Genomic DNA, 26,326 nt, shown 5'->3' with positions numbered 1-26,326 from the left:
TTTTTTGATAGTTATTTTAACTAGGTGGCTGTATTGCCACTTTTTTTAAAAAAAGCGACCCGAAGATCGCTTTTAAATTTATTTACAATAGTAACTTAATTATTCAATTAAAGTATCATCATTCCACAATTCTTCTAGATACTCTAAAAATTTCTTTTTGTCATCACTACTAAAACCCGTAATTTCATATCCAGTTGAACTAGAAAGCCGTATGCTGACAAAAACATTATTAAACTTTTCTGCGATTCTGTTCGGCAAACGTTCAGATAGTTTACTAATCATTTCTAATTGTTGCTGTTCTAATTTTTTATTAGTTTCTTTCTTGAAACGAATATCTAGTTTTTTCATGCTCTACCCTTTGTTTTACTGTAAATTTAACCAGTATTTTATATAAAAACATAATACTGTCAATATATACAGTAACATTGGCAACATTCTCACGTAAAATCTATTTTTTTCTTTTATTTTCAATATGTTGAAATATTTATAATAATTTCCACGATCTTTTTTAACTGTAATTAGCTGTAATTAGCTGAAATTTTACAGTTAAGATCTTTTTTATAGATCCTTTTACCGTGCGGCTTCATTACACTTTTTATTTAAAAATTAGCTGAAAAAATCAAAATTTTTTTCAAAAATTCGGCGGGGGAGGAAGTGGATTTTCCGTGCCGTTGCTGTTGCCGTGAAAGAATTACGTGACTTTCCGCGCGTTGTAGCGTATATAGCTAACTTATTGTTATTAAAGGCATAAAATATTGCACATAAAAGAAAAGCCACACTTTAACATGGCTTTTTACTGTTTGTGGTAAAATGTTTTTACTCTAACTTATTGTTATTAAAGGCGTAAAATATCGCACATAAAAGAAAAGCCACACTTTAACGTAGCTTTTTACTGCTTGTGGTAAAATATTTTTACTCAATAATTGGGCTTAACTTCGCTTTCTCTGCGTCTGCCCTGCCTTTTTGTTGTGAGAATTTCCCGCGTTGATCGGGTGGTGGGGATCCGTTGTGTGTATGACCGCTTGCCGTGTCTGCGATATCTGCAACAATCTGAATTAATTCTTCTAATATTCTGAAAATATTCTGCCCACTTGTCCCCATAAAGCTAAGTGGCGCGGCAAACTTGTTTTTAGTATCTGATACGCGCAAAGCGACGCCCGCGATCCGTTCTTGCAACGTTCCGCCAACGCCCACGCTTTTATTACTTGCTGTGGTTTCGTCATTATTTCCGACAACGCCCACGCTTTTATTACCGCCGATCATTTCGTCCGCGTCTGCGTCAATTGTCTTTTCAGACGTGCCGATCGCCTTCGTTTCTTTATCGCACTCAATTACGCGCGTGAATGATTTATCTTTGATTTGCTGATCAGTTTCTCGCGTTTTGTTGCCCGCCGCGTCTGTGCGCTCGTAAACTTCGGGGCGCTGTTGTTTTAACTGTTCCCCAACTTCAACACTTGGGATCGTCTTGTCTTGCGCCAACATCGTACGCACAAAGGGTTTATCAGAACGCCCGTACGCGAACCCAACTTCTACCACCGTGCCAACTTCGGGAAACGCAAAATCGCCACCTTGTGAACCTGTACTGCTCACTGGCAACGGCACAGCGGGATAGACCGGCACAGTCTGATCAACTTCGCCGTGCTCGTCCAATAATTGTAATTCTACGGCATATTTCGGGCGAAACGGATCAGAAATATCACCCGCGCCCGACGGATCTGCAACCCCGACAACTTTCGCATAGCGGGGCAAATGATAACCGCCAGCCAATTCGGGAAATGTTTTTTCAATTTGTCGTCGTTCTGGGCTTTTCTGCACCGGCTTGCCGTCTTTGTCTAAACTTTCCCACGTCAATACATAATCATCGCCTTTTAACTGGACTGTTTTAATTTTATTGCCATTAATCAGCGCACCGGGGCGAATTGCGGCAGCGATCGGGATCGTCATATCATTGCTGCCACTTGATAGCGTTACACTATCATCTATGCGCACATCTCGCCCGTGCCAGCGTGAATCATCATGCGCTCCCACAAACAACGAACCGTCAGCCGCCTGTTGCCACATGTAATTTTTAATCTGATATTGTCGCCCGATATTATTTAAAAGCTGATAGCCGCTACCGGTATGCGTAAAAAGCGGGATCGGCGTGTCGGCATAATCAGCCGTTGGCACTTTAACAGTGATTCCTGTTGCATTCGTTATCCAAGCGCACAGATCGCGCAATGTGATGTGACGGTGCGAACAGTTGAGAGGTCTTTCAAAAATCGCCACTTTCTCACGCACGAATAGCTTTTTATAGCCATTCTCTGCTAATTGCTCACGCTCGACGAATCCGTCAAACCATTTATAGAAATTGTCATACTCACCGACGAAGATCACCACACTTTTACCCTCGCACGGCTTATCTGTACGAACAGTGACGAACCCGCGCCCTGTATTATTCAACTCTAAAATCAAGTCTTCTTGTGCTAATTCTAATTCTTCACCATCTATCCTCACAGTTTTAATTATTTTCATCCCAAACCACCCAAAATATCATCAATTTTTTTAGATATTGAATTATCATCTTCTTGCTGTTTTTCTGCCGCTGTCGCTCCATCATCTTTTTTCTGCTGTTCTGCTACTGGAGCTTTCTCACTCTGCGTTTTTACCGTCGGTTTCGGCTTGCGCTGTTCTTTTTTCTCTGCGATTGAGTTCACCTCGCGCAAAGTAAACGATACAGACCACGCCAAACGCCCACCTATTTCTGTTGCGTTCACTGCTCCAGTAAATTGCACTTCACGCATATTAATCGCTTCGGCAATTAAGCATGAAACGCGATACTTGACTTGCTCGCCTTTCTCATTCTCTGCCTCGGCTAAATTAAAAAGGTTAGTGAGCCATTCTTTACGATCATATGGAATTACGCCGATCACGTTTAATTCCTTCGCTTTCACGCCCTTATCTGTTTTTTTCGTTGAGCTTTTTTGCCCGCTCATATCTTTATCATCTCGCTTTACGCTCGCATTGATATTAATATCGTGCAAATAAACTGGCTTACCATCTAGTGCTAACTGTACGCTCGGATTGCGTTTAACTGTTGTCATTTAACATTCCTTTAATTGTTGATAGCTCCTCGCCAATAAACATCACACAAGCCGTGAATACGTTGCTGGCGGGCGGAATATTTAATTTTATTTGCGCGTCGACTGATTCCAAAAAGTCCGACACACTGAACGCGTCAACTAAAACGCTTGTTTCTAACATTTGCACAACGCGCTGCGCGTTCTGCTGCTCTTTCTCACGTTTAGCAGCTAAAAGTGCTGTTAATTTTGCTTGCGGGTCGCCCGAGCTTGTCGCTTTTGCTGCACTCATTGCGTTGCGTAAAATTGACTGCATTTCACGATTCGCCCCCGGCGTAATATCTGCTGATTTAGCGAAAGCAGGGCTTTGAATCGTCGGCGTCTTAATCATCTTCGTTTCTTGCAATGACTTACTTGCTTTCGCATAGTCTAATGCTTGTTTAAAAGTCGGTTCAGGCATTAAAACGCGCACTTGTTCAAGTCTGCTGATAAAGTCTTGAATATCATTGCTAGTTATCATCACCGCAATCACATCCTGCTGCCCTCGAGGGCGATTTGGATCAGCATAATCAACTAACTTCGCAGAAAGTGCTTTCACTGCATTTTCAGGCGATAGATACATATTTGATTTTTCTTTAATTCCATGTGACCAGTTATGCACCCCGATTTTGACCCCTTGCGCTGATAGCGAAAAGGGGGAAATAATCCCCCTTTGTGCTTGCTCAAGTGTGTTTTTTGCCTGTGGGGATAGTTTTAATTGTTTTTTTTTCCACATAAAACACCTTTATAATTTATTTAATAGTTTGAAATGCTTTTGGATATTGCTTTCTGTTTAACTCTGATTCATAAGCAGTCTTACAATGAGCTTTTTCAAAGAAAAAAATAGCTTCAATCACGCGATAAATTATTTTCCAACGTTTACGTGGTTTACTTTGTAAAATAGCCCCGCGATAAGCCCGACTTGATAATGTTTCATCAGCGCCGCCACCTAAAAATGCATTTATAAACTGATCTAAAGCAATAACCACGTTATAAATCCATAATTTTAATTTTCTAGCGTGAATTTCCATTCTGCTACCTCCATTTTAATATTTTCTAATTCTTCTAAATTTTGAGCTGCTAGAATTCTATCTTCAAACTTCTGACGTTGCCCGATAATCACGCCGATCGCTACTGCAAATTGATTTGATTTCTCAATCACTTTTTGCACTAAGAGATCAAACGGCACGCCGCGCGCCTGCGCGATCATTTTAAGCATAGGAGTATCTGCAGTTTTATCTTCTTGATAAGCTAACGCTTCTTTCTCTTGTCTGTAAAAACTGTCAATTTCAGTTTGCGGATAACCCACAAGTAAATTACTTTTAATGTTATCAGCACGTTCTGCAATTATATCTATCAATTTTGCTTTAACTTCCTGTAATCTTGCTTGCTTTTTAAGCTTATCTTCTATCCATTTTTTACCGTTCCATTTGTGTAATTCATCTGGGCATTTATCAATTAAAATATATTCATTTTTAAAATAGATAAGCTGCTTATTATCAAGCTCTAACTCATTTTCTATATCGATTTCTACAAAATCTTGCAAATTTTGTGGTATTGGAAAAATCTGATAATTACTCAAATTCTCTCTTAAAAAATAAACTTTCATACTTACTCCTATGCGGCTGTGGCTGTGGCTGTGGCTGTGATTTTTTTCAAATACATACTAGATATGTCAATAATTTTAATCTGTGTTGCACTCACAAGCTCAATTTGACAGTTTTTCCAACCTCCGACATAAAAGGCGGCATGAAAATATTTACGACCGGAAGTCTTAGCAAGATCTTTATCGACAAATACCGAGACAGTATATGTATCGACATTTTGTTGTAATGAATGAGCTTGAGACCATTGAAAATAAAAAATAAGCGTCTTATTTAAAATAGATTCGGATAACTCGATGATGTTTGTTGAGTGTTGCGTTACATTGCCTATCCAAACAACTTTACTCTCATTATTAAACGCCTTATCTTTAAGCTCTTGTATTTTTAAAGCTGTCTGCTCTTTATTTTGATTGAAAGCCTCTTCGAGTTGTTGAGTTTTAGCGTTGACTTGCTGAATATCACGCGCAAGATTACCAGCGTTTAACGCTCCCGTGTTCTCAACAACTCCGTATGCTTTAATCCAAAAAACGACATCATCAAATGTATTTACAGCTTTAATGCATAATTTCATTACAATATTTTTAGGGCGATTTTCATCAGCTGTTGGGACAACTCTTGAAATATCAAATCCAACTAAAGGGTTATTACTGTTCCAATCTGCGTTTAAACCAAAATGCCTTTCTTCATTAATCAGATAAAAAGGTCCATCCAACATGCCTTTTAAGCCACTTGAAATTGAGTTGTCTAAAGGACCAAATCTACCAGTAATATTTCTAATAGCGTCACTTTGCGTTTGCCCAACGCTTAATCCATTTCCTGTATTACGAATAAACCTATCTTCAACATACGGGACTTGAGAAATAGATCCATATTTTTTAACTAAATGCTTGTAAAGCTCTGGATAATCACGCTGCGTAACCTTTGAGCGAATACTATCAAACGCAATCCAACAGTCTGGGATTTCATCTACTGCAAAAAAAGCAGTCATTCCGACATCAGATCGCTGTAAATTCGGCGTTTTATTTTTATTACCAAGTGCTCTATAAAGATCTGGGTACGTTAATTCAGAGAAAGTCGCACCTGTAGCTTTTAAATAGCCAAAAACATTCTCAATTTCTTTTGAAAAAGCTACAACTGCACCCACTGGCAGCCCCTTTTTCTCTGCCTCTACTGCGCGATCATACGCAATTTTTACAGCTTTACTTGTGCCGATTGTGTCTTCGCTGTTGCTGTTAACTGCTGATGATTTTTTGCTATTCGGAATGTAGTTATTTAGATTTCGTGTGATTGCATCAATAAACCCTTTTAACGTCTTGACCGCTTTTGGGGTTGCTGCCATTTCTTCGCTGTTGCTGTCGTTGCCTGAATACAACTTCACAAGCCCTTTTTTAATAAGACTTGCAAGCGGCAATCTGTGCGTATGTCCCGTTTTGTCTCGCGTGCTTGTTGTTGTGTCGTCTAAGTCTTTCGGTGTAATACCGAACCACGGCGATAATAAACGGCGATCAGTGACTGCGCCCGCGCTGTCAATATCTGCGATAATTTGCACATAATGCTGTCTGTTCGCTGTGTCTAAATAGTCGCTTTTCGATTGTTTTAAAAATTTAATTTCTGTTTCGTATGCGCCAGTTACTGTGCAATGATGAACCACGTCAACATAGATCGAACAGGGTAGCGACGCCGCCTGAATTGTCTGCGCTTGTTTAATCTCTGCGCGAACGCCCTCAATATACGCGTGACCCGCTTCAATCGTGTAATTACTACCCGCGCCACGCTTGACTAAAAAAGCGTCATCAAAAAACACCGCGCGCCCGTAAAGATCGCGATTTGTTAAACGGATTTTTTCATCAATGCCGTGCAAACGCACTGTAAAATCGATCTGCCAAGTGTCCGCGCTCACGTTGATTTGTGTGAGCTTTTTAGCGCCGGCAAACTCTAATAAAACGTTACGCGTTAAACTATTACCTTGCACATTGTTTTTGTTGCGCGTCTTCTTAATTGTGTCCGCTTGTACTGCTGCCGCTAACTTGTTCGTGCGTTTATTAATTAATCCAATCCAGTTGAAATCGAAATCACCGATTTCTGTACCAAGCGTGACCGAATAAACCACTGAATTTTCATTAATCACGCCTGCTTTGCTCACCGCTTGACGATGTTTAATAAGGCTTTCGCCAGGGATTGTTAAATGCTGCGTTAAATTATCTGCGGTTAGATTCGGAATCATCGCGAAAATAAATTCGTCATATTGAATAACGCCGCCGTTTACTGTTTTTTCTGCGATCTCGCGCTCAAAATCTTGTGTGACTAAAGTCGCCATCTTTTCACCTTTTTTATTAATTTATTTTTATATAGTGACATTCATAATTGTGATCAAACTCGCCGTGCTTGATTGTTACCTCTGTTTTTGAAATCACCTCAAACGTGTAGCGGCGGCAAGTGCGCCCGTATTTCCGAATAATTAAATTTAAAAGCTCGTGATTTTTCGCTAGTTGAGAATCACTTAAATGAATTTTGATCACGTCCCAGCTTTCAACATCGAAACGCTCTATGATTTCGACATATCCAATCCCTAGTCGCTCGAAAATTCGAATAAATCCAGCTTTACTGCCTGCGTCTTTCGCGTTTAAAAACGCATATTTCACGCGCTTTCTAAATAATTCGATTGGCTCACCGTCGAACCGCTCAACGTCGCGCTGATACGCGATTAAATTAAGTATTTTCTCGCCGCACGTTTCTTCATCTAAAATATTAAAAGGGAATTTCACCGAACTTAACACATACGCCCACCATTTTTCAAAAAGTAGCGCGATTTTCTGCAGTTCCCCTTTATCCATCCAAAACGGTAATTTTATTTTTATCATTTTGCCACCGTTACCGATAAAGACTGAATACGTGGGATCATTAGCTCGCTTTTAATATCTTGTTGACCCCAAACAAGCGAATCAATTTCACTGTGTTTGGCGTGAATTTCTTCACCCAATTTTGACCAAGAAAAGCGCGAAAATGGATAAGTTTTCGTGACTTGATAATTGCGATTCTCACGAAACGCGCAACGGATCATATTCTCGACATCTTGTTTTATTTCGCCTTTTCTCACCTCACCGATCGCAATGCGCGGATCAAAATAAATCGCGCATGTGATATTGTGCTGCGTTTCGGGCATTGCATAGCAAATTAAATCGTCACCGTGCCCGTGATTGCCTTCTGTCTGAATGTAATTGTTCACAACGTCAATAAACGGCTGGCTTGTCACGCCAGTATCTAGCAATAAATATGCGTTAGCCGTTCCAGCGCCGCGTGGGGCGTCGTGTTTAAAATAAATGCGATCAACGGATAAACCCGCTACTTTTGCAATCATCCCACGATAAACACTATCGATATGGTGCTGTCCTACGCTTGCGAACTGCGTGCGATAACGCTCGCGCAATTCGTCGTTTGTTTCTCTATCTGCTCCTGGTTGCGTCAACCAATCATCTAAATTCTCGACTTTCACCACGCCCGGGATATTTTCTGACAAAATGCGGTAATAGCCCGTCGCAAGGTTGTAAGCTGTCCCCGTGTGTTCTGCAATGACCGGCACGGGCGCGGTTAACGTACCGCGTGGGATAACCGTGTTTTCAGTCACAATTAATTTAAAAATCACGTCATTAATGCGCTCTGTTTGCACGACTGTTCCCGCTTTAATTGTTAAATCTGTCAAGTCGCTTTCTTTTGTGAAATGCACAACGCCGCGCGCTTTTGTTGCGTCTTTAAAATCAAGACCAACTTGCCAAGCTTGAATTTGCAACCATTTATCACGCGCTGTTTTAACGAATAAATTTGGCAAAATCTCAACAATCAAGTGATCAGTAAGCCACTTCACCGGCTTGACCGCGATCGCAGTAATTAAGCGCCAAAATGGCGACATTCTCGACGTATTGGTAATTAAACCCGCCTCGGCTGTGATTTTTTCAAACTCTTTCCGGATCTGCGTTTCTTCTGTCGGCAAGCCGTTTTCTTCTAACATCTGTTTAAAATCAGTCATTTAATACGATCCCCAAATTCTCAATCTTCCCAAATTCGTAAGTTTTCGCCGTCAAGCGCAAGCGCCCTTGATCTTCTTCGTCAATAAAAATCGTTCCCGGTACTAATCGCTGATCTTCTTCAACAATTAAAATCATCTGCAGAATAATATCGCGGCGTAAAATTCGGCTACGTTCAGCAATTAAAAGCGTAGCAAGCCCGCTTTCAATTAGCGCGTGTTTAATATCTTGCGCAATAGAAACGCGGTTATCACAAATAATGGGTTGATTACCGCTATCTAGCGTTATATCTTCACTTGTTATCAATAAATCAAAATAGAGTTTTTTAGTCATCCATTATCCAGCCTGCAGTTGTTCTCTATCCCTCGCCCATTGTTCAAATGCACTTGGATTGTCTGTTTGAATTGTTAAACTTTGAATATTCACTGATTTATTAATATTCTGATTTGTTGTTAAATTTTTACTCACTGAACTACCTGCAATCTGTGTACGTTGAGGTTGTGTGTTTGCACCAAGTGCAAAGACTTGCCCCCCCGACTGTTGCGGATTGCCTGTAGCACTAATTGTTTGACTTGCTATTTGCGTAGCAAGTGTTGCTGTTTGTGTAAAATCTGTAACTGCTGGCTTATCATCGATTGTAGCTATTAAAGGTATTTCAATGCCGATTACCCCACTAAGTTTATTCGCTTGTGTAATTAACCAGTTGAGTGTATTAATAAACATATTTTTAATACCTTTAAAAATACTTGAGAAAATATTTTTTACACCGTCACTTAATGCCCCAAAAATTTGCTTCGGATCACTTTCTTCCCAGCCCTTAACAACACCTTGCCACATAATAGAAATTTCTTTTGCTACTTCATCAAACACTTTTGCAACTATTGCGATATTTTTTGCTATTAACTCAACGACTTTTACAACGCTATCAAGCGCATTTCCAACAATATACCCGACTGCTTCACCAACACTTGCAAATGTATCCATAGAATCAGTAGCACCGCCAAATAAACCAAATGCTAAAGCAATTGTTTGCCCGATTTGTTTTAAACTGTCCCAAATTTTACTGAATGCTTTAAAAAGTGGCTCGAACGAAACCCCAACAGACTTAAAACCTTTAATAAATCCGCTAATAAATGACATAAATTGATTTCTAAATTTATAAATCACAATGCCAATACCAATAATTAACGCGATTACCGCCCCAATGGGGCTAAATAGAACACTAAAAGCGACACCGATCGCAGAGATAACTCCGCTCATTAGTGTTAATGCAGCAGTCAACCCCGTAAATCCGATTAGTGCACCAACGATATAACCAATCCATCTCGCAATATTTTTATAAGTTGAAAGCCATTTCACAAAATTAGTTCCAAGATCCGCGATTTTATTCGCGATCGGCTCAATCACTCGCAACACTTCTGTGCCGATTGCTGTTTTGATATTATTCAACGTTTGCGAAAAACGCGCCCATGGATCAGTCATTGCTTGTGCCATTTTCTGTAAACCATCTACACCTTTCACATTAGACAGCTCTTGAATAGAACCTTTTAAGTTATTGACTTTTGGCAATAAAAGCTTAATCAGCGCTACCGCCTCGTCACTACCGAATGCTTTTTTAAGTGCGTCCGCTTCTGCTACGTCGAGCGTTTCGCCGTATTTACCTTTGATCTTGTTTAATATGCTAACCATATCTAGCATATTACCGTTGCTGTCTGTAAATTGTAGATTGAGCGCCTTTTGTGCTTTTCCGACTCCCGCAAGGAACGCTTTATATTTTGTCCCCGCCTCACTACCACCCATTGTTGCCTGTAATGAACCGAGTACCGCGAATTGCTCCGCGATATCAATGCGCGCTGATTTCGCGGCGGCTCCCACAGATGTAAATGCAGATGACATACCATCACCTGATGTTTTAAACATTTTCACAGCAAGGGCTGTTTTTCCTGCAATTTCGTTTACCCAATTCGCATTACCCAGTGCCTTTGCGTCTTCTTCGAAAATACCGTACATCGTCCCCATATAGCTTGTGATTGTTGTCGCACTTGCTTTCGTTCCTTTCGCTAACAAGTTAGACGCTTTCGTGAATTCGGCTAATTCATCACCTTGTAAACCTGCAATTGCTGATTGAATATCGTAAGAAGAACGGACGAATTCTGTTGCGGATTCGCCGTATTGTGTTGAAAACTCTAGCGCTGTAGCTGTGAGTGTTTGAAGTGAAGATTCTGCGACATCTAAAGAGCGAACTTCGCCAATTGCGCGATTCATTTCAATTGCTGGCGATAAAGCGTTATGTAATGCAACGCCTGCAGCTGCGATTCCCGCTGCCCCTGCGCCGATTTTTATCATTGCTTCTTTACCGCGATTACCAATATCGTCAATAGATTTCATAACACCCTTTAGCGGAGCACTAATCTCATCGACCAAGCTAATCACATATTCTAAGCCCTGAACTGCCATAACTGCCCTTGTTTAAAAACATTTCGCGATCCCACTTGCGACTGCGTTCGCCATATTCTCAAAATATTGCTTGTTCAGCCAAAGCGCCCGCGCTAAATTCTGTTCCGTGTTGTCTGCGTGTGGTAAGTAGTGCATACGTAAAGCAACGGCTTGCGATAAGCCGTTGCGCTCTATTGCACTGACACGCGCATTTAGTTTTTTACTGTTACCTCAATTTTCGGCACTAAAACTTTATTGACCGCGCCGGCGACCTGAATCGCTAAGCCCGCCACATTAATCACTTGTAAAAAGTCGTCTTTTTGCGCCGGCTCAATGATTGCTAGTAAGTAATCTTTGATCGGCGTTACTTTGTTGCCTGAATCAATCTCATTGATCATCGTGTCGTATGCTGCGTTATCGCGATTAAATTTAAAATCAACGCCCGCCACGTTTACGATCACACTATCTTTCACGCCCGCGTTTAACTTTTCTAAAAGTGTCTGTGCTTGTGTTTTTTCCATTTTGTTTTACCTTTTTGTTTCTGCTTGGTTATTAAAATCGTTGATACATTCGTGCGCATTTTCGTATGCGATAACGCACATTTCCACGCGATTAAGCGCATTTTCTAACGCGTGCGCTAAATCGCCATTTGTCTTAATCTGCACGCTTTCCGCTCGGCATTCCGTTGTTTTCGGGCAAATGACCTTGACCGACGTCGCTTTGTCGCTCGTTGAACAAGCGACGCACATCATCAGGCACATTGCCAGCGCTCCAATTTTTAACGTCTTCACTTGTTAGCACCTCGTTTAACGCTTTCGCGCGTTGTTCCGCTTGCGCTGTTGCGTTTGTTAGTTTATGCGTTAAAACTTTGAGATTTCTCTCATAGTTTTTAATGCTTTTTTGTTGTTCTTTGTTCTTTTCGACTTGCGTTTTTAGTGTTTCCGCCGTCGTTTTGTACTCGCTTTTGTAATAGCTTGCACCAATAAAAAACACTGTACAAAAGAACAGTAAAACAAAAATTAAATAATCTTTTAAATTCATTTTAAACACAGTGCCTTTTCTTCTTGTCTGCGAATCGTCAAGCCGCGCACTTTGCGCCCGCCCGATCTGTCAAAGTCGGTGATTCTTTCGCACATTTCCGCAAATTGTTTTGCCTGTGCGCGCTTGTGAATTGTTGTTTGTAATCGCTTGCCCAAGCACGTGCTGTAATACGTTTTTAAATTCCTGCAACCAACATTTAGCCCAAGCGATACCATTGCGTCGAATTGCTTTTGTGTCATCTGCGCGCCGTTAAAATACTGATTTAAGCATTGTTCTACCGCTTTAATATCTTTCTTATAACGCGCCGCGATTTCTTCGTTTGTGTAGATTTTGCCGGCGATAATCTTCTCACCGCCCGCCGCTGTACTGCCGATCCCAACTGTCAAAACATCATTCGGGCATTTATACGCCCGCAAGCTGCACCCCTCAAATTTCGCAATAAGCGCAAGCCCTTCGGCGCTTGTGCGAATTTCCGGATCGGTGCTTTTCACGTTTGCAATAATCAGCGCGATTGCGCACGCAATGATTGCGCCTTTAGCCTTTCTCATTTCTGTATTTATCCCTCATTATTTCTAGCGCTTTCTCTGCGCGTTTATCTTCTTTGTATTTAAAATACCAATTTGTCAAAACAGTGAATAAACCAAACAAAATACCGAAAATTGCCCCAATATCACCCCAGCTTAACTGCCCGACAATGCCGGCAACGGTTGATCCAAAAATTGCATTATGTTCTGTATTTTTAAACATTACCGATCCCTCAAACTTTTAGCAAAACGCCCGCACTTTATTATTGTTGTTATTGGCGGGCGCTCGCTAAAAACTGCTGTTAGCCGATCAGATCGCGCGTGTCATCTTGTGAAAGATAAGGCACACCATTAATACGGATGAAATCTGGGCTTGTGACAAAATACTTAATTTTCTTTGTTGACTTCGCACCACCTTTTGGATCAATACTCAATACATCAGTAATCACCATTTTGCACCCGTATGCTTCTACCTTGTCACGTACGCCGCCTCGCTGTGCAAAGAAAGTAAAATCCGTTTCTGGCAAATCTCGATAACTTCCTGCCGCTGCCGCTGCGCCTGTTAATTTCTGAAAGTTCTTTGAATCAAGCTCAATCTCACCTTCTGCGCTTACATCACCCGAAACCCACCCATCTGGGATTCCGCGCGTTTGTGCGACGGCTGAATTGTCCGTGATACTCAATGAAATAGATTCTGCGTGAACTGGAAAGCCGAGCACGTAGAAATCGAAGCTCATTCCGCTGATTCTTTCCATTTTTTTAATCTCCCAATGTTTCCAAATCTAAGAAAATATTCACCGTGATTTCTTTCGGGCAATCGTACGGGCGCACTTTAATATAGATCGTGACTTTGGTTTTACTGTGCCAAACAATCGTCACAGCGTCGTCTTTTGGCGGCATACATTCGCCCGGAAATTCTTTACCGTTTACCGTCGCTGATTTACTCATATCGCGCATTGGTTTTGCGAAATAGTTTTTGTGAAATTCAGTGCTAGACGCTGTCGAATTAAACGAACGATCTGCGATTTTCTGAATCGCTAACAAGCGAACGCGGCGCGCCACTTTGTCAACGACGCGAACGTTTTCAATCACTTGATAATCTCCACCCTCGACATCTAACGTGCGACCGTCCGCCCAGTAATAGCCGTCATAGTCGGGATACCACATAGGCACTGAATAGCGAGCTAGCTCAAGCGTTTTTAAGTGCGACAAGTCAAGTAAAATGCCTTCCTTGTCTTTTGGTTTTTCTGCGCTACCTAAATCAATCAGTGCGCCTGTTAATACGCGCGCTGGACTGTCTGCCACGGTTACCGCACGATTCGCCAAACGTCCCGCAATTACGCCCACTTCGTTGCCGAAAAGCAATGGTACAAGCATTACGTGATCTGCGACGACTGTTTGCTGCAGCGTTGTTAATTTCTGTACATACTGCGCCCACGTCTCACCGTCGCTGCTATCTGGATTCGCGCCCGCAATGGCTTGAATGAAAAACGTTCTGCGCCCAAGTTTCGTTAATAACTCAATGTATAATTCTTGCAATTTATTAATTGCTGCTTTATCGACGCCCGTCGCGTGTGTATTCACTGCATATTCAAATGACGCGACTTCATTCGCTTTTTTCACTGCGTCGCTGAAATCGTAGCTATCTTGCGGCACTAGCATTACGTGCGCGATCCAGTTTTGACCGGCATTTAACATTGCCGCGCGTACTTGCTTTTTAATTTCATCAGCGCCCACGCCAAAGACTTTGTCAAAATCACTATCAGGGGTCACGCTCGTGAGTTTCGTTTCTCGCTGCGTTGTGACCCCGACAAATAGCGCGTGTCGTTCGATTTCTTTCACTTCACCGCTCAATAGATTAAGCGTGTTAATCTTTACACTCGGGAACATTTCTTGATCCTCTTATTGTTATTTATCAATGCCAGACATCTTGAGAATAAATTCTCTTAAAATCTCGGCGTTTTCTTTTTCCCGTTCATCTAAAAACGGGCGCTTTTCAGTCGGAATAATCCATTCTGTTAACCTTTTACCTTTTCCTTTTCCGTCTTTCTCTTGAAAGTAGCGGATAAGCAAGCTTGCTTTTGCGCGTGATAGCGTCGCGACAATCTCGCGGGCGCTCGGTCTGCGGTAGCGTTTTTTCCCGCTTTTCGTCGTACCGTTCGGCACTGTGTAGCCAAGATCGCGCAACTTCTTCGCTTGTCGCATTGTTGCCGGATCTTTCGCTGTGCCTGCCGGCTCTTTTTTAAAGTCACGCTTTTCAAATTCGTGATCTAGCCCGCGTTGGTGTTCTTCTGCGATCTGCGCCGTGCGTTTCTGCTTATAGTGCAAGCGCGCCTTGTTCGCTGTCTGCGCTTGTGAATTTAAGAGTTTTGCAATACGTCGCAACATCTTCGCATTGCCATTTTTACGCGGCTTCCAGCCTGAACCGGTGGGCGTGCGTTGATTGCTTGCGCTTTTCACCGAACGTTTTTTCATTTCTTGCAACGTCCGAATTAAAATTTCTTTTTTCTTTTTCGGCGGAATGTTTAGAAGCTCTAAATCTTTTAAAAAATCGCGTAAATCGTTTGGATTTACGCCCATTTTTATTGCCGTATTCATAACATTATTGTTTCTTTTAATGCGTCATCATCGTGCTGCGTTTCTGCGCTGTCTTCGGATCGTTTCGGCTGCGGATAGACAAGATCAATACTGTTCACGATATTAATTTCGATTTCATCAAGTCGATATTTTTTCCCGTCAATTTCAAGATCGCCGCTTTCATCTTCGACGGCGGTTAAAGGCTCTTGAAAAGAGATTGTGAACGTGAGATCCGCTACGTCGTCATTGATAATCTCTAGCTCGAACGGCGTTTCATATTCATCTAATACGTCGCGCAAATAATCGTTTTCATTCAGCCAAATTTGAATATCAGCCATAATTTTTTGCGCTGAAATTTCCCGAAATGGGAACTCGTCAAAGAACAAAACTGCGTCATATTGAATATGCGCGATCTCAATTCCCGCGTCTGTCACGCGCTTGCCTTGATTGAGTAGTTTCCCGTTCTCGATCCACGCGTGAAAGTGCGCGTGATAGCGTGCTGGCAACTTCGTAAGCAAAAATTCGGTTAGTTGTTGATAAAGCATTTTTTTCATAGTAAATGCACCGATCCCCGCTTTTTGCCTTTTAACGTGCGGATTGCGCGCGTCGCCTCCGCTAACAAGCTCTTTTGTTCTTCCACGTAGTCGCGGTTCTGATGAATTTCACGCGACGATAGCGCGAAAAACTCGGGTAATAGATCCGCTTTTGCCCGCGCAAATACTGCTTTTTTGTACAGTGTCTGCGCGGGGTTTTCATTGTTCACTGTGCTTTGAGCAATCTCTCGCACGTTATTAATGCCACGCGCTTTATAGCGTTGCTCGACATCTTTTAAATCAAGCTCTAATTCTTGCATAGCAGTGATTAGTGCCGACTTTACTGTTTCAACCGGCATTTGTAGCGGAATATTTCTTTCTTTCTGAAATTCCGCAATATTAATATCCGCCCAAAATCCACTGTTTAAAATTACAGTGCTTTCTAGCTGTTGATTTCTGCCGTTGAACATTCTTTTACTTCTTCTTCGTTAAGTTGCCCGCGTCTAAGTTTTTTCACGACTTCTGAAAAATCAATTTCGACCGTTTCCAAACTTAAAGCGGGCAGTGGGGTAAGCTCATTCGGGGTAAATTTCCCCTCTTTTTCAAGTGCGCTAAGTCGCATATAGCAGCGCTCAATCATACTTTTAACGCCGCTTTTGTGATTAAGCTGAAACGCTCTAATACACAATTTAATTGCTAAGATCAGGCTGTCTGGGTCATCAATTCCCGACGCCTTTACTTCGCCGTTGTCATTTCTTAATAGCAGTGCGGCAGCCATTTTTAGCCACTTTGATTTTACAATCTCGTGTAGTTGCCACTTCGTCGCCACATTTTCGAAAGTCTGCGTAAAATATGGCTCAACCGAACCGCCTGCACTCGCTGTTTTATTCGCCCAATTAAAGATTTGATCAGCGACAAAATTCGGTAAAGTTGAATCAAAGCGCGCTGGTAAACTTTGTTTTTGTTCGATTGCAATTTCAGATAGCTGCAAAGCTTTGTCGAAATCGCCAATATCAAACAAATAGATAATGCAATAAGTAAAATAATCATTCTGATAGACTGCATTTTTCTCTAAATATTCATCAACGAAGGGCAACCACTTCGGTAAAAAGCGGTTGCGCTTGTGTTCTGCTCTAAGCTCAAGCGTCGGGATTGCGCGAATTGCGTTGACATCATTTGCAAGCGCGATTTCTAGCACTGTGTAATCGTTGCCATGCTGTGCAACGACTTCACTTTGCAAAGTGCTGTCATCTGTCGCTTGTTGAATCTGTTGTAAAGCACGCATACGCGCTTGAAATTCACGAATCCCCATTTTTAACACTCAAACTTTTTTAGTTTTCACCTTCAAACTTCACTTTGCTATGATCGATCGCAGTCATTAAGCCAAGATCTTCGACAACATAGCCCTCTTGACGATAATAAGAGTTAATAATTCCCTTTTTATCTTCGTCATTACGTAAAGAACGACGCACCGATTTTGTTTGAGTGTAAACGCTCAAATTTCTAAGCGTTGTCACACAAGCGCCACGCGCGGGGAAGTTCGGCGGGGTAATCGCATTCATACCGCCAAAACTACCTAGCAAGTTATGTGAGCCAAGTGCAGCTTTCTCACTCGGTGTTAAGCCGTGCTTTTTATTAATGAGTTTCGTTTCTTTACTCACCAAATCAGCACCAACGAGAAACACTAAATCGTTGCGGTCACGGTGGCGTTGATGTAACCCAAGTTTTAAATCTGACGCCAGATCGTCAAGACTGTCATAGTCTGCCCCTGTGCCAAAAATGCGAATTTTTCCACTTTGTGTGCCTTCTGTCATAAAGTTTTCTGATTTCTGCTCTTTTAATAGCGTCAACCAACCTTTATTCACATCAGAGAGATCGGATTTGGTTGTATTTTCTGCAACGCTTGTACCGTGCCAACCGATTTGACAAATATCAAGTGCGATTTGTGTTTGCACAAATTCCGCATATAATTCTTCTAACTTTTCATAATTACGTGCAAAAGAATCGAACATCTGCCACGGTACGATGATCCCTGAATCAGTTTCCGCAAGGTCATAACCAAATTGATCGTGATTTAGTTTCGCAATATAACGACCGTCTTTTTTACGCCCTGTAATACCTTTTTCAGTCGCACCAAGTAATTTTTTACCTTTGATATCTTCAACAAAAAACATATTGATTTTGCTTAAAAAATCTGATCTCTGTTGAATGTTTTCGCCCAACAATGCAGCCTGTGGTGCTTCCAAACTGAATGATTCGCCACGCAAAACACTTTCAACTGGGACGTTGTAATATGCAGCGACGGCTTTAACGAAAGAATAAAACTTGCTTTTATCCATTTTTTAAATTCCTTTCTTTAAAGTGAACTCTTGTGACGCTGGTGCGCCATTTGGCACTTGTGTCACTTCTTGCGTTAACGCTTGATTAAACTTATTGCCTAAATCTTCTACTTGTTGCATAAGCTTGTTGAATTGCTCTGCGGTCACGCCTGTTTCTGCCGGTTTTTCTTCCGCTTTTGGCTCTGCCGCTGGTTGTTCTGGTTGCTGTACATTAAAATGCTTGTCGATTTTCTCGCCCAAGCCTTGTACCGCGCCGATCAACTTGTTGAACTGTTCTTCGGTCATTTCGTTTTCCTCTTTTTTATTATTATTGTCGGGATTGATTGTGGGATTTTCTGCTGTTGCGACTTCTTCAGCGCTAAACAGTTTTTTCCCAAGATTAAAAAATTTATTTAAAAGACTTTCGCGCGTTTCATCTTCTGAAAACGTAACTTTTGAAAAGTCTAATTGCTCGCAATTGCCTACTTTTACGTTTTCATCTTTAATACGCTTTGAAAAATTTAGTTGCGTTGTGCCAAGACTTGCTGGCTGATCAGTAAACGCTAAACCGCTTAAATACGCTTTACCCGTATTCGCAAAGTTCGGCGTGATTTCAATACTTGTAAACAGTCCTTGCCCGTCTTTATTCATTTCGATCATTTCAAGTGACGGGGCAATGCGGGCATATAAACGCGTTTTTCCGTCGTCGCCGTCTTCTGCTTTCACTTCAACGACACGCCCGAAATTTCGCCAGCGAAAATGCTCCCACCAGATTACAGCTGTATATTTTGCTTGATCGTATGTTTCTGCCATTTCTTTAAGATCTTGCGCTGAAATATGGCGCCCATCGACTGTATTACCAGACGTCGCGACGCATACAAAATCTGTAATTAATTCGGTTTTATTTCCCATTTTTACACCTAAAATTTCATGTAATTGATGTTAGTTTTCCTGATTTTTTTTCAGAAATCATGTGATTAAATTCGGATATGTTCTGATATTACTCTACTATCATTAATAACCGTCCATAGCCTATTTTCTCTTACTTTTCTACCCCTGCTTTACTGTCAAAATAGCCCTAAAAACTATAAAAAAGAGCATAAATGACGGCACAACTTAGAATAAGAAAAACAAAACGTTATGACGATGAATTGATTTATTCGGCTAAATTTCTTTATTTGAAGAAGTGGACGCCGAATGAAATAGCGAAAGAACTTGGCTTAAATTCAGCGCGCCCGATCTACTATTGGGCGGAAAAATATAACTGGCGCAATCTGATTAATGAAAACGGCATTGAAGAATTGATCGCGCTACGAATTATCACTCTCACTGAACGTGAAAATAAAACAGATCAAGAAATTAAAGAACTTGAAGCACTGATCGATAAGGATATCGAATACAAAAAGCAACGCGCGAAAAAAGCGCAAAGCACAGCAAAAAGTGCGGTCACTTTTTCAGAAAGTTTCGGCGATTTCGCGGATTCAGGCGACGGCAGCGACAGCGATAATAAGAAGAAAAGCAAAAAGCGGGCTAAAAATGACATCTCGCATGTTACTGCAGAAATGGTACAGCCGTTCATTGATTCTTTATTCGATTATCAAAAGCATTGCCGTGCTAATAAACATCATTCAGTGCGCAATGTTCTTAAATCACGCCAAATTGGCGCGACTTATTATTTTGCGTTTGAAGCGTTGGAAGACGCGATATTTACTGGCGATAATCAAATATTTTTATCTGCTTCGAAACGACAAGCCGAAATTTTTAAAACGTACATCGTAAAAATGGCACGTGAATATTTCGATGTTGAATTAAAAGGTAGTCCTATTGTTTTAAGCAACGGCGCTGAATTGCACTTTTTAGCAACAAATGCAAACACATCGCAGGGTAATAGTGGTCATGTTTACGGCGACGAATATGCGTGGATTCGCGACTTTGAGCGATTTAACACTGTATCGTCGGCAATGGCGACGCACAAGCACTGGCGCGAAACGTATTTTTCTACGCCGTCATCGAAATTTCACCCTGCATATGCCTTCTGGTCGGGCGATATGTGGAAAGAAGGCGATCCTAGACGAAAAAATGTAGTTTTCCCAAGCTTTGATGAATTGCGCGACGGCGGGCGCGTATGCCCCGACGGCACATGGCGCTATGTCATCACAATTGAGGACGCGCTAAAAGGCGGGGCTGGCGTGCTTTTCGATATTGACGCACTCAAACAGAAATATAGCAAATACGCGTTCGCCCAGTTGTTTATGTGTGTTTGGGTCGATGACGCAGATTCAATTTTTAACATTAAAAAACTGCTTAAATGTTGTGTTGACGTTAACAAATGGAAAGATCACAACCCGAACGATGTGCGACCTTTTGGCGGGCGTGAAGTGTGGGGCGGGTATGACCCCGCACACAGTGGCGACGGGGCTAGCTTTGTGATTGTTGCACCGCCCGCGTTATTAAAAGAAAAATACAGAGTTCTAGCACGTTACCAGTGGAACGGGCTTTCTTATAAGTATCAAGCGGCGCAAATTAAGCAGCTCTTTGAAAAATACAATATGACGTACATAGGGATCGACGCGACAGGTGTCGGCTACGGCGTTTACGAACAAGTAAAAGAGTTTGCTGGGCGCAAAGCGGTGCCGCTTGTTTACAATCCTGAAAGCAAGACAGAAATGGTTTTAAAAGTCCATGATTTAGTCGAACACGAACAAATAGAATGGGACGAGAAAGAAAGCGACATTGTGCCGTCTTTCTTGATGATTCGACACACATCAACTAAAAGCGGCAACACAATGACTTTTACAGCAGAACGCACAGTAAAAACACAACATGCAGACGTTTTCTTTGCGATTGCGAATGCGGTAAACAATAAATCATTAACAGACAAGCCACGCCGTAAAATGCGTGGCTGGAGAATGTAAAAATGGCGAGAAATAAACAAAAATCACAACAAAAAGATGTAAAAAGCACGTCGATTATCTCAATGAACAGTGCAAATTATTCTTATTCTTCCGCGCCAGCCTTGGATTATGTGGGGCTTATGCACGATGATATTTATAATTGTTTTATGCCACCGATCAACCGCCACGCGCTCGCTAAGTTGCCGCACCAAAACGCGCAACACGGAGGGATCTTACATAGCCGCGCAAATATGGTTAGCGCGGGATATATGGGCGGGTCTTTGCTGTCAAAAATTGATATGCGCGCGCTATGTTTAAATCTGATTCAATTCGGCGACGTCGCACTGTTAAAAATTCGCAACGCATTCGGGCAAGTCGTGCGCTTGCACGTTCTGTCGTCTCTTTATATGCGTGTTTGCAAAGACGGCAATTATAAATATTTAATGAAAAAATCTCTCTATGATACAAAAGCAGAGATTTACGAATACAACACAAACGATATTATTTTTATTAAACTATATGACCCAATGCAGCAAATCTACGGCTCACCGGACTACGTAGGCGGTATTACATCTGCACTTTTAAACTCTGACGCAACGATATTCCGCCGCCGTTACTACTCAAACGGTGCGCATATGGGCTTTATTCTTTATTCGACTGACCCCGATATGACGGAAGAAATGGAAGACGAAATCGCGGAAAGAATCCGCGATTCTAAAGGCGTCGGCAACTTCCGATCAATGTTTGTGAATATCGCCGGCGGTCATCCCGACGGCTTGAAAGTCATTCCGATCGGCGATACGGGACAAAAAGACGAATTTGCGAATATTAAAAACATATCTGCGCAAGATGTATTAACTTCGCACCGATTTCCACCAGGTCTAAGCGGTATTATTCCTGTCAATACCGCTGGGCTTGGCGATCCTCTTAAAATCCGTGAAGCGTATCAAGCTGATGAAGTTTTGCCGTTGCAAGAGATAATCGCGGAAGCGATTAATTCTGATTATGAAATTAAAAACGCATTAAAAATCAAGTTTAAACAACCCGATAAAAAAGAATAATTTTTCGTTTTTTAGTCTGTATAAAATAACAGTACTTTGATAGAATAAGCTTAGTTTTTTTAATGGTTAAAGGATTATTAAATGGCTAGAACGCTTGATATTTACTGCAATGTTTGCAACTCTAAAGCAATTGTGACGCGCACTGATCGAATACACAGTAATTTTAATAAGCTATATTGTTCTTGCCGTAATCAAAAATGCCAACATAAGTTCGTTTTTAATTTAGAGTTTAGCCACTCCACTTCCTCATCTCTATTAACAAAAGATAAGCTGCTAGCGTTGACGCTAAGTCAACTCTCAAAAGAAGATAAAGAAAAAATTAAAAAATTATTAGATGAAGAAAATCGCTAAAATTTAGCGATTTTTTTTATGAAAACACTTGCTTTTTATTATATTGCACAATATAATAAAATCATCTAGCAAGGGGCTAGATACAGCAAACCCCACGCTGTGTAGAGTGGGGCTTAAAAAAGGAGCTAGGATATGTGGTTTCAGTTCATCATCCTAGTTATCTTGTTAGCGGTAAGCAAATCTGCTTATTAGTTATTAGATAACCCTGCGGGGGGAATGGCACTCCCCCCAACGGCTCCAATATTAATCAAAGTTATAATAAAAAGCAAGGGGTAAATTATGGCAAACGCAATGACTAAACATAGTAAAAATTTACGGGTAAAAACTGCTTCTAATTATAATAAAAAAGTTTTAGAAAATGGTACTGCGCGGCGAATTACAATGCAGCTTCCAACATCAGTTGCGAATAATTTTGATATTATTGCCACAGAATTAGGATTAAGCAGACCGGAATGTTTGAAAATACTTTGTGAATTATATTTAGAATTTAAATTAAATAAAGCCGCTAACATTACGTAGCGGCTTTTTTATCGTCTTTTTCTTTTTTCGGTTGCATGGGCGGTAAATCATACCCGCCTTTTTTATATATTGGTATATGTTTAAAAGGTTCATAAATCATAATAATTTCTTTTTCTCATTTTTAATTCTCTCGCCAATTTCTTTCATTTTTTGCATTGAAATGTAACTGGATTTTAGCGTTTCTAGTGGGTTTTCTGGTGCGAACAATACTAGCATTTGCCCTTTATTATTCTGATCTACAGCTTTTCTTGTTTGGTTATGTACGAATGGCACACGTTTATCTGTGATGTACACGATTTCTTTCGCATTTCGCACGCATAAATTAAACCACTTCGTAGAATTATCGACGTTTAGCAACATTACAACTGTTTTGCGATGTAGCGTTGCCATCTCAACAGCTCGCATAACGAATGGCAACGGATTAGAATACGGCGGATTGAACCAACAATATCGCCCTGACCACACAGTTTTTAACGTGTCTTGCTCTTGGTTAATATATTTTTTAACTTTCGTATTATGCGCACTTGCGCATACATCAAGATCAAACTTGACATCGAAATAATATTCAGCAAAGAAGAAAAGCCACCAGGGCGTAGCCCATAAGTCTTTATCGTTTTTGTTTGTTTTAGAAATATTCATTTTTAAATTTCCTTTTCTTCAATAAAATTCAATAACTCACCTCTTTATTTTCTTTCCACTTCTTTTTGATATTCTATCATTCTATCTATACCCTCCCTTACATTGCTTGAATAAACAAGATCTACTAGAATTGGATACTCACTCCCGTTACAATGAGATAATTCGAATCCTCCATTTTCTCCTGGCTTATCTTCAATAATCCTCACTCTATAACACTCAATAAAATCTAATCTTTCTCTATCTTTTATTAAAGAATTAAAAAACTCTTTTGTAATTTCTACTTTTTCCATAATTTACCCCTTGTTAGTTAAAAAAACTGGTATTTCTCGCAAGCGATCAATATGCGATTTGCTCAAGCTCTCGCGTTCGACGCGTTCTTTGAGCGGATCTGTGATCACAATCTCATTATTCACGACTTGAATTTTGTTGCGCTCGTTTAATAAAAGCGGTTTTCCGCTTAATAATTGTTCAATTTGTCGCCCGTGAAGCGGTAAACAGATCGGCGCGACTGCGTTTTTTATCTTTTGCTCAATAATTGACCGGTTACAGTTACTGACACAAGTCCAAGTTGCGCGTACCGCGCTTTCTTGTGTTTCGCTACGCGAAACAGTTTTTTTTGCGATAACCCACTTTTTCAGTCTTGTTAATACTTTTCTAAAGTTGATTTTGTTTTCTAACCCGTCAATTTTCTGACGAGTTTCGCCGTATTTATTTGGTTCGGTTTCGATGTAATTTAATTTAATCGGTTGATCTTTACGCATAGCCATTGCGCCACCCTGAACCTCTAAATACGAAGCAAAGCACGATACATCAGCACAAGCACGGGCTTTTTCTATAATTTCATCATCAGCTTGACCCGCGACTAAACGACGTAATTCGCGCCAAACACTGATCGACGCACCTCCATAGAATTGGAACTGTCGAATGCCCCATGTACTCGCCCACGCACGTACACGCTGTGCGTTTTCTTTTAAGGAAAGATTAGGCACTTCGTCTGACATTTCGCCATCTAGTGCGAAACCATTAATATTCTTCGAAATATACTTAGCGATGTAAGCAGTTGCACTTCCTTTTGCTTTATCGCACTCCTCTACTTCACAACGGTGTTTTAACGCGCCCCGTTCAGTGCCGTCTTGTTCAAGCGCTTTTTTCTTGAATAAACGAATCACTTCGGCTTTTTCTTCTGATTTTACATAAACCAATAAATGCCAATGAGGTGTAGCGTCATGATGAGGCTCTGCTACGCGCATTCCATAGAATTTAATTCCACGCTTCGCTAAAAGTGCTCGATATTGTCGCCATACTTTATTTAAATAAGCTTGTGTATCGCGCGGACTTGCACCCTGCCACTTTTTATTAAGATTTCCCGTGCTACGCGTTGCATGAAATGAAGACGGCGCTGTTAAAGTTAAAAACAACGCTTCGTGCTCTTCTCGCTCCGCCCATTCTTCTAAGCCTCGCAAACGGCACATCATTTCGTTGCGGCGATTATTGGGATTTGATGATGACTTTAAAAATGTTTGAAAAAGTTCAATCTGTTCCTCTGGATTATCAATATTAATTAAAGTCATTGAACGTAAATAATCAAGATTTGATTTTTGCTTACTTAACCAGCCGTTAAACCCATTAAATGAGATATAACTACTTGATTGTTTACGCACTTCACCACATGCAATAGATACATGCTCAATCATTCTCTTTTGTGTTCTGTTCAGAATCCTTAACCAATATTTTTCGCAGCTAATTTTTTGTAGTGCTATATCTATTTTTTCACCAGTCAAGCGGCTTTTTTTCATATCCCAAGAGGGGGCAGGGAATCCCATTTCATAACAAGCAAAACCACATTTTTCATATAGTTTTAGAAATGCGTCTTTAACACCTTTTGCGCCCAATTCTTCTGCTTTTGGCGCAAGATCATACATAAAATGTATTAATTCCTGCTCAAACGCACTCGCTATCATTTTTGCGATTTCTTCTAACTTCTGCTTTGTAATTAAATAAAACGGCAACTTTGATTTATTAATTTGGTTTTTCGTATACTGCTCAAAATTTGCGTCGATCTGTGCTGCGCTAGTGTTTCTATCTGGTGAAATGAGATCATTCTGCTTGTAGTAATCTTCATTTATGCGATCGATTATTTCTTGTGAAATCTTGATTTCTGGTTCTTTTTCATTAAAAGATTGCGCAATTTCACTTTCTAAATCCAACTTCCACTTGGGTAAATCACGACTAAATGCAAGTAAAAAAGAAACATTTATATGATAGTTTGACATTACTTTTTTTAAGCGATTTTCTAAAACATCACGCAAAAAAATATTAGCTGTACGGCGTTGAATATTGCCCAAGCGATACGCAATCGATCCATCATCTTTTACTGATCTATATGTTTTTAGATAAAGCTTGCGAAAATATTCACGCTGCCGCTGACGCGGTAGCTTTTCTATCATCTTCTCAACAAAGTCATAGCTTTCTGGTGCTGTATTAAATAGCTCAAGTTGTAATTCTGTTCTTGCTGATTTTGGCGGTATTAAAGATGCATTTTTATGAATAGCGTCGTAATGTGCTTTTTTCTCTAAAAACTGCTGATGACGACGCTCGTCAACTAAACGTGCGTTTTCTTCATAATTCCATTTAAATACAGCGGGCGCGCTATTGTTCGCCCCCGCTTGCAAATTATTAGAATTAATCATAAGAAAACCTTTAATTATG

Annotated in this window: 32 protein-coding genes; 4 read left to right on the top strand and 28 right to left on the bottom strand. The window is 40.8% G+C overall.

What is annotated here, in order from left to right; genetic code table 11:
- Window positions 1-99 precede the first annotated feature (99 nt).
- From ACFSAV_RS07775 to ACFSAV_RS07655, 25 genes are all read right to left on the bottom strand, one after another.
- Window positions 100-348, bottom strand: a complete 249-nt coding sequence (locus tag ACFSAV_RS07775) for a DinI-like family protein (RefSeq protein WP_379098186.1) — start codon at window positions 346-348, stop codon at window positions 100-102.
- Window positions 349-912: 564 nt separating this feature from the next.
- Window positions 913-2,514 carry a hypothetical protein gene (locus ACFSAV_RS07770; RefSeq protein WP_379098183.1) on the bottom strand — a complete coding sequence of 534 codons (1,602 nt, stop codon included), beginning with the start codon at window positions 2,512-2,514 and terminating at the stop codon, window positions 913-915.
- Window positions 2,511-3,083 carry a baseplate complex protein gene (locus ACFSAV_RS07765; RefSeq protein ID WP_379098180.1) on the bottom strand — a complete coding sequence of 191 codons (573 nt, stop codon included), beginning with the start codon at window positions 3,081-3,083 and terminating at the stop codon, window positions 2,511-2,513. Before ACFSAV_RS07765 ends, ACFSAV_RS07770 begins: the two co-directional genes overlap by 4 nt.
- Window positions 3,070-3,834, bottom strand: a complete 765-nt coding sequence (locus ACFSAV_RS07760; protein WP_379098177.1) for a hypothetical protein — start codon at window positions 3,832-3,834, stop codon at window positions 3,070-3,072. The genes ACFSAV_RS07765 and ACFSAV_RS07760 overlap by 14 nt, the downstream gene beginning before the upstream one ends.
- A 16-nt stretch (window positions 3,835-3,850) precedes the next feature.
- Window positions 3,851-4,129: a DNA helicase UvrD gene (locus ACFSAV_RS07755; RefSeq protein ID WP_379098174.1), complete on the bottom strand. Its 279-nt coding sequence runs from the start codon at window positions 4,127-4,129 to the stop codon at window positions 3,851-3,853.
- Window positions 4,105-4,707, bottom strand: a complete 603-nt coding sequence (locus ACFSAV_RS07750) for a hypothetical protein (protein ID WP_379098171.1) — start codon at window positions 4,705-4,707, stop codon at window positions 4,105-4,107. The genes ACFSAV_RS07755 and ACFSAV_RS07750 overlap by 25 nt, the downstream gene beginning before the upstream one ends.
- An 8-nt stretch (window positions 4,708-4,715) precedes the next feature.
- The gene (locus ACFSAV_RS07745) at window positions 4,716-7,019 is read right to left on the bottom strand and encodes a phage tail-collar fiber domain-containing protein (protein WP_379098168.1); all 2,304 of its coding nucleotides are present in this window, start codon (window positions 7,017-7,019) and stop codon (window positions 4,716-4,718) included.
- A gap of 16 nt (window positions 7,020-7,035) precedes the next feature.
- Window positions 7,036-7,560, bottom strand: a complete 525-nt coding sequence (locus tag ACFSAV_RS07740; RefSeq protein WP_379098474.1) for a phage tail protein — start codon at window positions 7,558-7,560, stop codon at window positions 7,036-7,038.
- On the bottom strand, window positions 7,560-8,726 hold the full coding sequence (locus ACFSAV_RS07735; protein ID WP_379098165.1) for a baseplate J/gp47 family protein: 1,167 nt from the start codon (window positions 8,724-8,726) through the stop codon (window positions 7,560-7,562). Before ACFSAV_RS07735 ends, ACFSAV_RS07740 begins: the two co-directional genes overlap by 1 nt.
- A complete protein-coding gene (locus tag ACFSAV_RS07730; RefSeq protein ID WP_379098162.1) occupies window positions 8,719-9,057 on the bottom strand; it encodes a DUF2590 family protein in 339 nt (112 codons plus the stop codon). The genes ACFSAV_RS07735 and ACFSAV_RS07730 overlap by 8 nt, the downstream gene beginning before the upstream one ends.
- A 3-nt stretch (window positions 9,058-9,060) precedes the next feature.
- The gene (locus ACFSAV_RS07725; protein ID WP_379098159.1) at window positions 9,061-11,181 is read right to left on the bottom strand and encodes a phage tail tape measure protein; all 2,121 of its coding nucleotides are present in this window, start codon (window positions 11,179-11,181) and stop codon (window positions 9,061-9,063) included.
- A gap of 12 nt (window positions 11,182-11,193) precedes the next feature.
- A complete protein-coding gene (locus ACFSAV_RS07720) occupies window positions 11,194-11,316 on the bottom strand; it encodes a DUF6890 family protein (RefSeq protein WP_005725168.1) in 123 nt (40 codons plus the stop codon).
- A 56-nt stretch (window positions 11,317-11,372) separates the two neighbouring features.
- Window positions 11,373-11,681, bottom strand: coding sequence for a putative phage tail assembly chaperone (locus ACFSAV_RS07715; RefSeq protein WP_379098156.1), 309 nt, complete (start codon window positions 11,679-11,681; stop codon window positions 11,373-11,375).
- Between the two features lie 6 nt (window positions 11,682-11,687).
- On the bottom strand, window positions 11,688-11,909 hold the full coding sequence (lysC, locus tag ACFSAV_RS07710) for an Rz1-like lysis system protein LysC (RefSeq protein ID WP_379098471.1): 222 nt from the start codon (window positions 11,907-11,909) through the stop codon (window positions 11,688-11,690).
- Window positions 11,815-12,201 carry a hypothetical protein gene (locus ACFSAV_RS07705; protein WP_379098153.1) on the bottom strand — a complete coding sequence of 129 codons (387 nt, stop codon included), beginning with the start codon at window positions 12,199-12,201 and terminating at the stop codon, window positions 11,815-11,817. The genes lysC and ACFSAV_RS07705 overlap by 95 nt, the downstream gene beginning before the upstream one ends.
- Entirely contained in the window at window positions 12,198-12,749 is a 552-nt protein-coding gene (locus tag ACFSAV_RS07700) for a lysozyme (protein ID WP_379098150.1), read from the bottom strand. Before ACFSAV_RS07700 ends, ACFSAV_RS07705 begins: the two co-directional genes overlap by 4 nt.
- Entirely contained in the window at window positions 12,736-12,948 is a 213-nt protein-coding gene (locus ACFSAV_RS07695) for a phage holin (protein ID WP_379098147.1), read from the bottom strand. The genes ACFSAV_RS07700 and ACFSAV_RS07695 overlap by 14 nt, the downstream gene beginning before the upstream one ends.
- 79 nt (window positions 12,949-13,027) lie before the next feature.
- Window positions 13,028-13,480 carry a DUF2597 family protein gene (locus ACFSAV_RS07690; protein ID WP_379098144.1) on the bottom strand — a complete coding sequence of 151 codons (453 nt, stop codon included), beginning with the start codon at window positions 13,478-13,480 and terminating at the stop codon, window positions 13,028-13,030.
- Window positions 13,481-13,484: 4 nt separating this feature from the next.
- On the bottom strand, window positions 13,485-14,615 hold the full coding sequence (locus ACFSAV_RS07685; protein WP_379098141.1) for a DUF2586 domain-containing protein: 1,131 nt from the start codon (window positions 14,613-14,615) through the stop codon (window positions 13,485-13,487).
- 18 nt (window positions 14,616-14,633) lie between these two features.
- Window positions 14,634-15,323 carry a hypothetical protein gene (locus ACFSAV_RS07680; protein WP_379098138.1) on the bottom strand — a complete coding sequence of 230 codons (690 nt, stop codon included), beginning with the start codon at window positions 15,321-15,323 and terminating at the stop codon, window positions 14,634-14,636.
- Window positions 15,320-15,856, bottom strand: a complete 537-nt coding sequence (locus ACFSAV_RS07675; protein WP_379098136.1) for a phage tail protein — start codon at window positions 15,854-15,856, stop codon at window positions 15,320-15,322. Before ACFSAV_RS07675 ends, ACFSAV_RS07680 begins: the two co-directional genes overlap by 4 nt.
- Window positions 15,853-16,305: a head completion/stabilization protein gene (locus ACFSAV_RS07670; protein ID WP_379098133.1), complete on the bottom strand. Its 453-nt coding sequence runs from the start codon at window positions 16,303-16,305 to the stop codon at window positions 15,853-15,855. Before ACFSAV_RS07670 ends, ACFSAV_RS07675 begins: the two co-directional genes overlap by 4 nt.
- Complete coding sequence (locus ACFSAV_RS07665; RefSeq protein WP_379098130.1) at window positions 16,278-17,147, bottom strand: phage terminase small subunit; 870 nt, start codon at window positions 17,145-17,147, stop codon at window positions 16,278-16,280. Before ACFSAV_RS07665 ends, ACFSAV_RS07670 begins: the two co-directional genes overlap by 28 nt.
- 19 nt (window positions 17,148-17,166) lie before the next feature.
- Window positions 17,167-18,174, bottom strand: coding sequence for a phage major capsid protein, P2 family (locus ACFSAV_RS07660; protein WP_379098127.1), 1,008 nt, complete (start codon window positions 18,172-18,174; stop codon window positions 17,167-17,169).
- Between the two features lie 3 nt (window positions 18,175-18,177).
- Window positions 18,178-19,065, bottom strand: a complete 888-nt coding sequence (locus ACFSAV_RS07655; protein ID WP_379098124.1) for a GPO family capsid scaffolding protein — start codon at window positions 19,063-19,065, stop codon at window positions 18,178-18,180.
- A gap of 191 nt (window positions 19,066-19,256) precedes the next feature.
- Between ACFSAV_RS07655 and ACFSAV_RS07650 the strand changes: the two genes are divergently transcribed.
- The 4 genes from ACFSAV_RS07650 (at window position 19,257) to ACFSAV_RS07635 (ending at window position 22,978) form a co-directional block, all read left to right on the top strand.
- The gene (locus ACFSAV_RS07650) at window positions 19,257-21,068 is read left to right on the top strand and encodes a terminase ATPase subunit family protein (protein ID WP_379098121.1); all 1,812 of its coding nucleotides are present in this window, start codon (window positions 19,257-19,259) and stop codon (window positions 21,066-21,068) included.
- Between the two features lie 62 nt (window positions 21,069-21,130).
- The gene (locus tag ACFSAV_RS07645) at window positions 21,131-22,108 is read left to right on the top strand and encodes a phage portal protein (protein WP_379098468.1); all 978 of its coding nucleotides are present in this window, start codon (window positions 21,131-21,133) and stop codon (window positions 22,106-22,108) included.
- An 81-nt stretch (window positions 22,109-22,189) separates the two neighbouring features.
- Entirely contained in the window at window positions 22,190-22,459 is a 270-nt protein-coding gene (locus ACFSAV_RS07640) for an ogr/Delta-like zinc finger family protein (protein ID WP_379098118.1), read from the top strand.
- A 279-nt stretch (window positions 22,460-22,738) separates the two neighbouring features.
- Window positions 22,739-22,978: a hypothetical protein gene (locus tag ACFSAV_RS07635; protein ID WP_379098116.1), complete on the top strand. Its 240-nt coding sequence runs from the start codon at window positions 22,739-22,741 to the stop codon at window positions 22,976-22,978.
- Window positions 22,979-23,074: 96 nt separating this feature from the next.
- Here the strand turns inward: ACFSAV_RS07635 and ACFSAV_RS07630 are convergent, their stop codons facing one another.
- From ACFSAV_RS07630 to ACFSAV_RS07620, 3 genes are read right to left on the bottom strand one after another with little or no spacing between them, the layout of a single operon-like run.
- Window positions 23,075-23,617, bottom strand: coding sequence for a phage N-6-adenine-methyltransferase (locus ACFSAV_RS07630; protein ID WP_379098113.1), 543 nt, complete (start codon window positions 23,615-23,617; stop codon window positions 23,075-23,077).
- Window positions 23,618-23,661: 44 nt separating this feature from the next.
- The gene (locus ACFSAV_RS07625; protein WP_379098110.1) at window positions 23,662-23,907 is read right to left on the bottom strand and encodes a hypothetical protein; all 246 of its coding nucleotides are present in this window, start codon (window positions 23,905-23,907) and stop codon (window positions 23,662-23,664) included.
- Between the two features lie 3 nt (window positions 23,908-23,910).
- Window positions 23,911-26,307 (bottom strand): replication endonuclease, encoded by a 2,397-nt coding sequence (locus tag ACFSAV_RS07620; protein ID WP_379098106.1) that lies wholly within the window; start codon window positions 26,305-26,307, stop codon window positions 23,911-23,913.
- Window positions 26,308-26,326: the final 19 nt, after the last annotated feature.

It is taken from the genome of Pasteurella oralis (genome assembly GCF_042681465.1).
Classification (GTDB): Bacteria; Pseudomonadota; Gammaproteobacteria; order Enterobacterales; family Pasteurellaceae; genus Pasteurella; species Pasteurella oralis.
The sequence above is the reverse complement of the archived record's forward strand: the minus strand, read 5'-3'. Positions and strand labels throughout refer to the sequence as shown.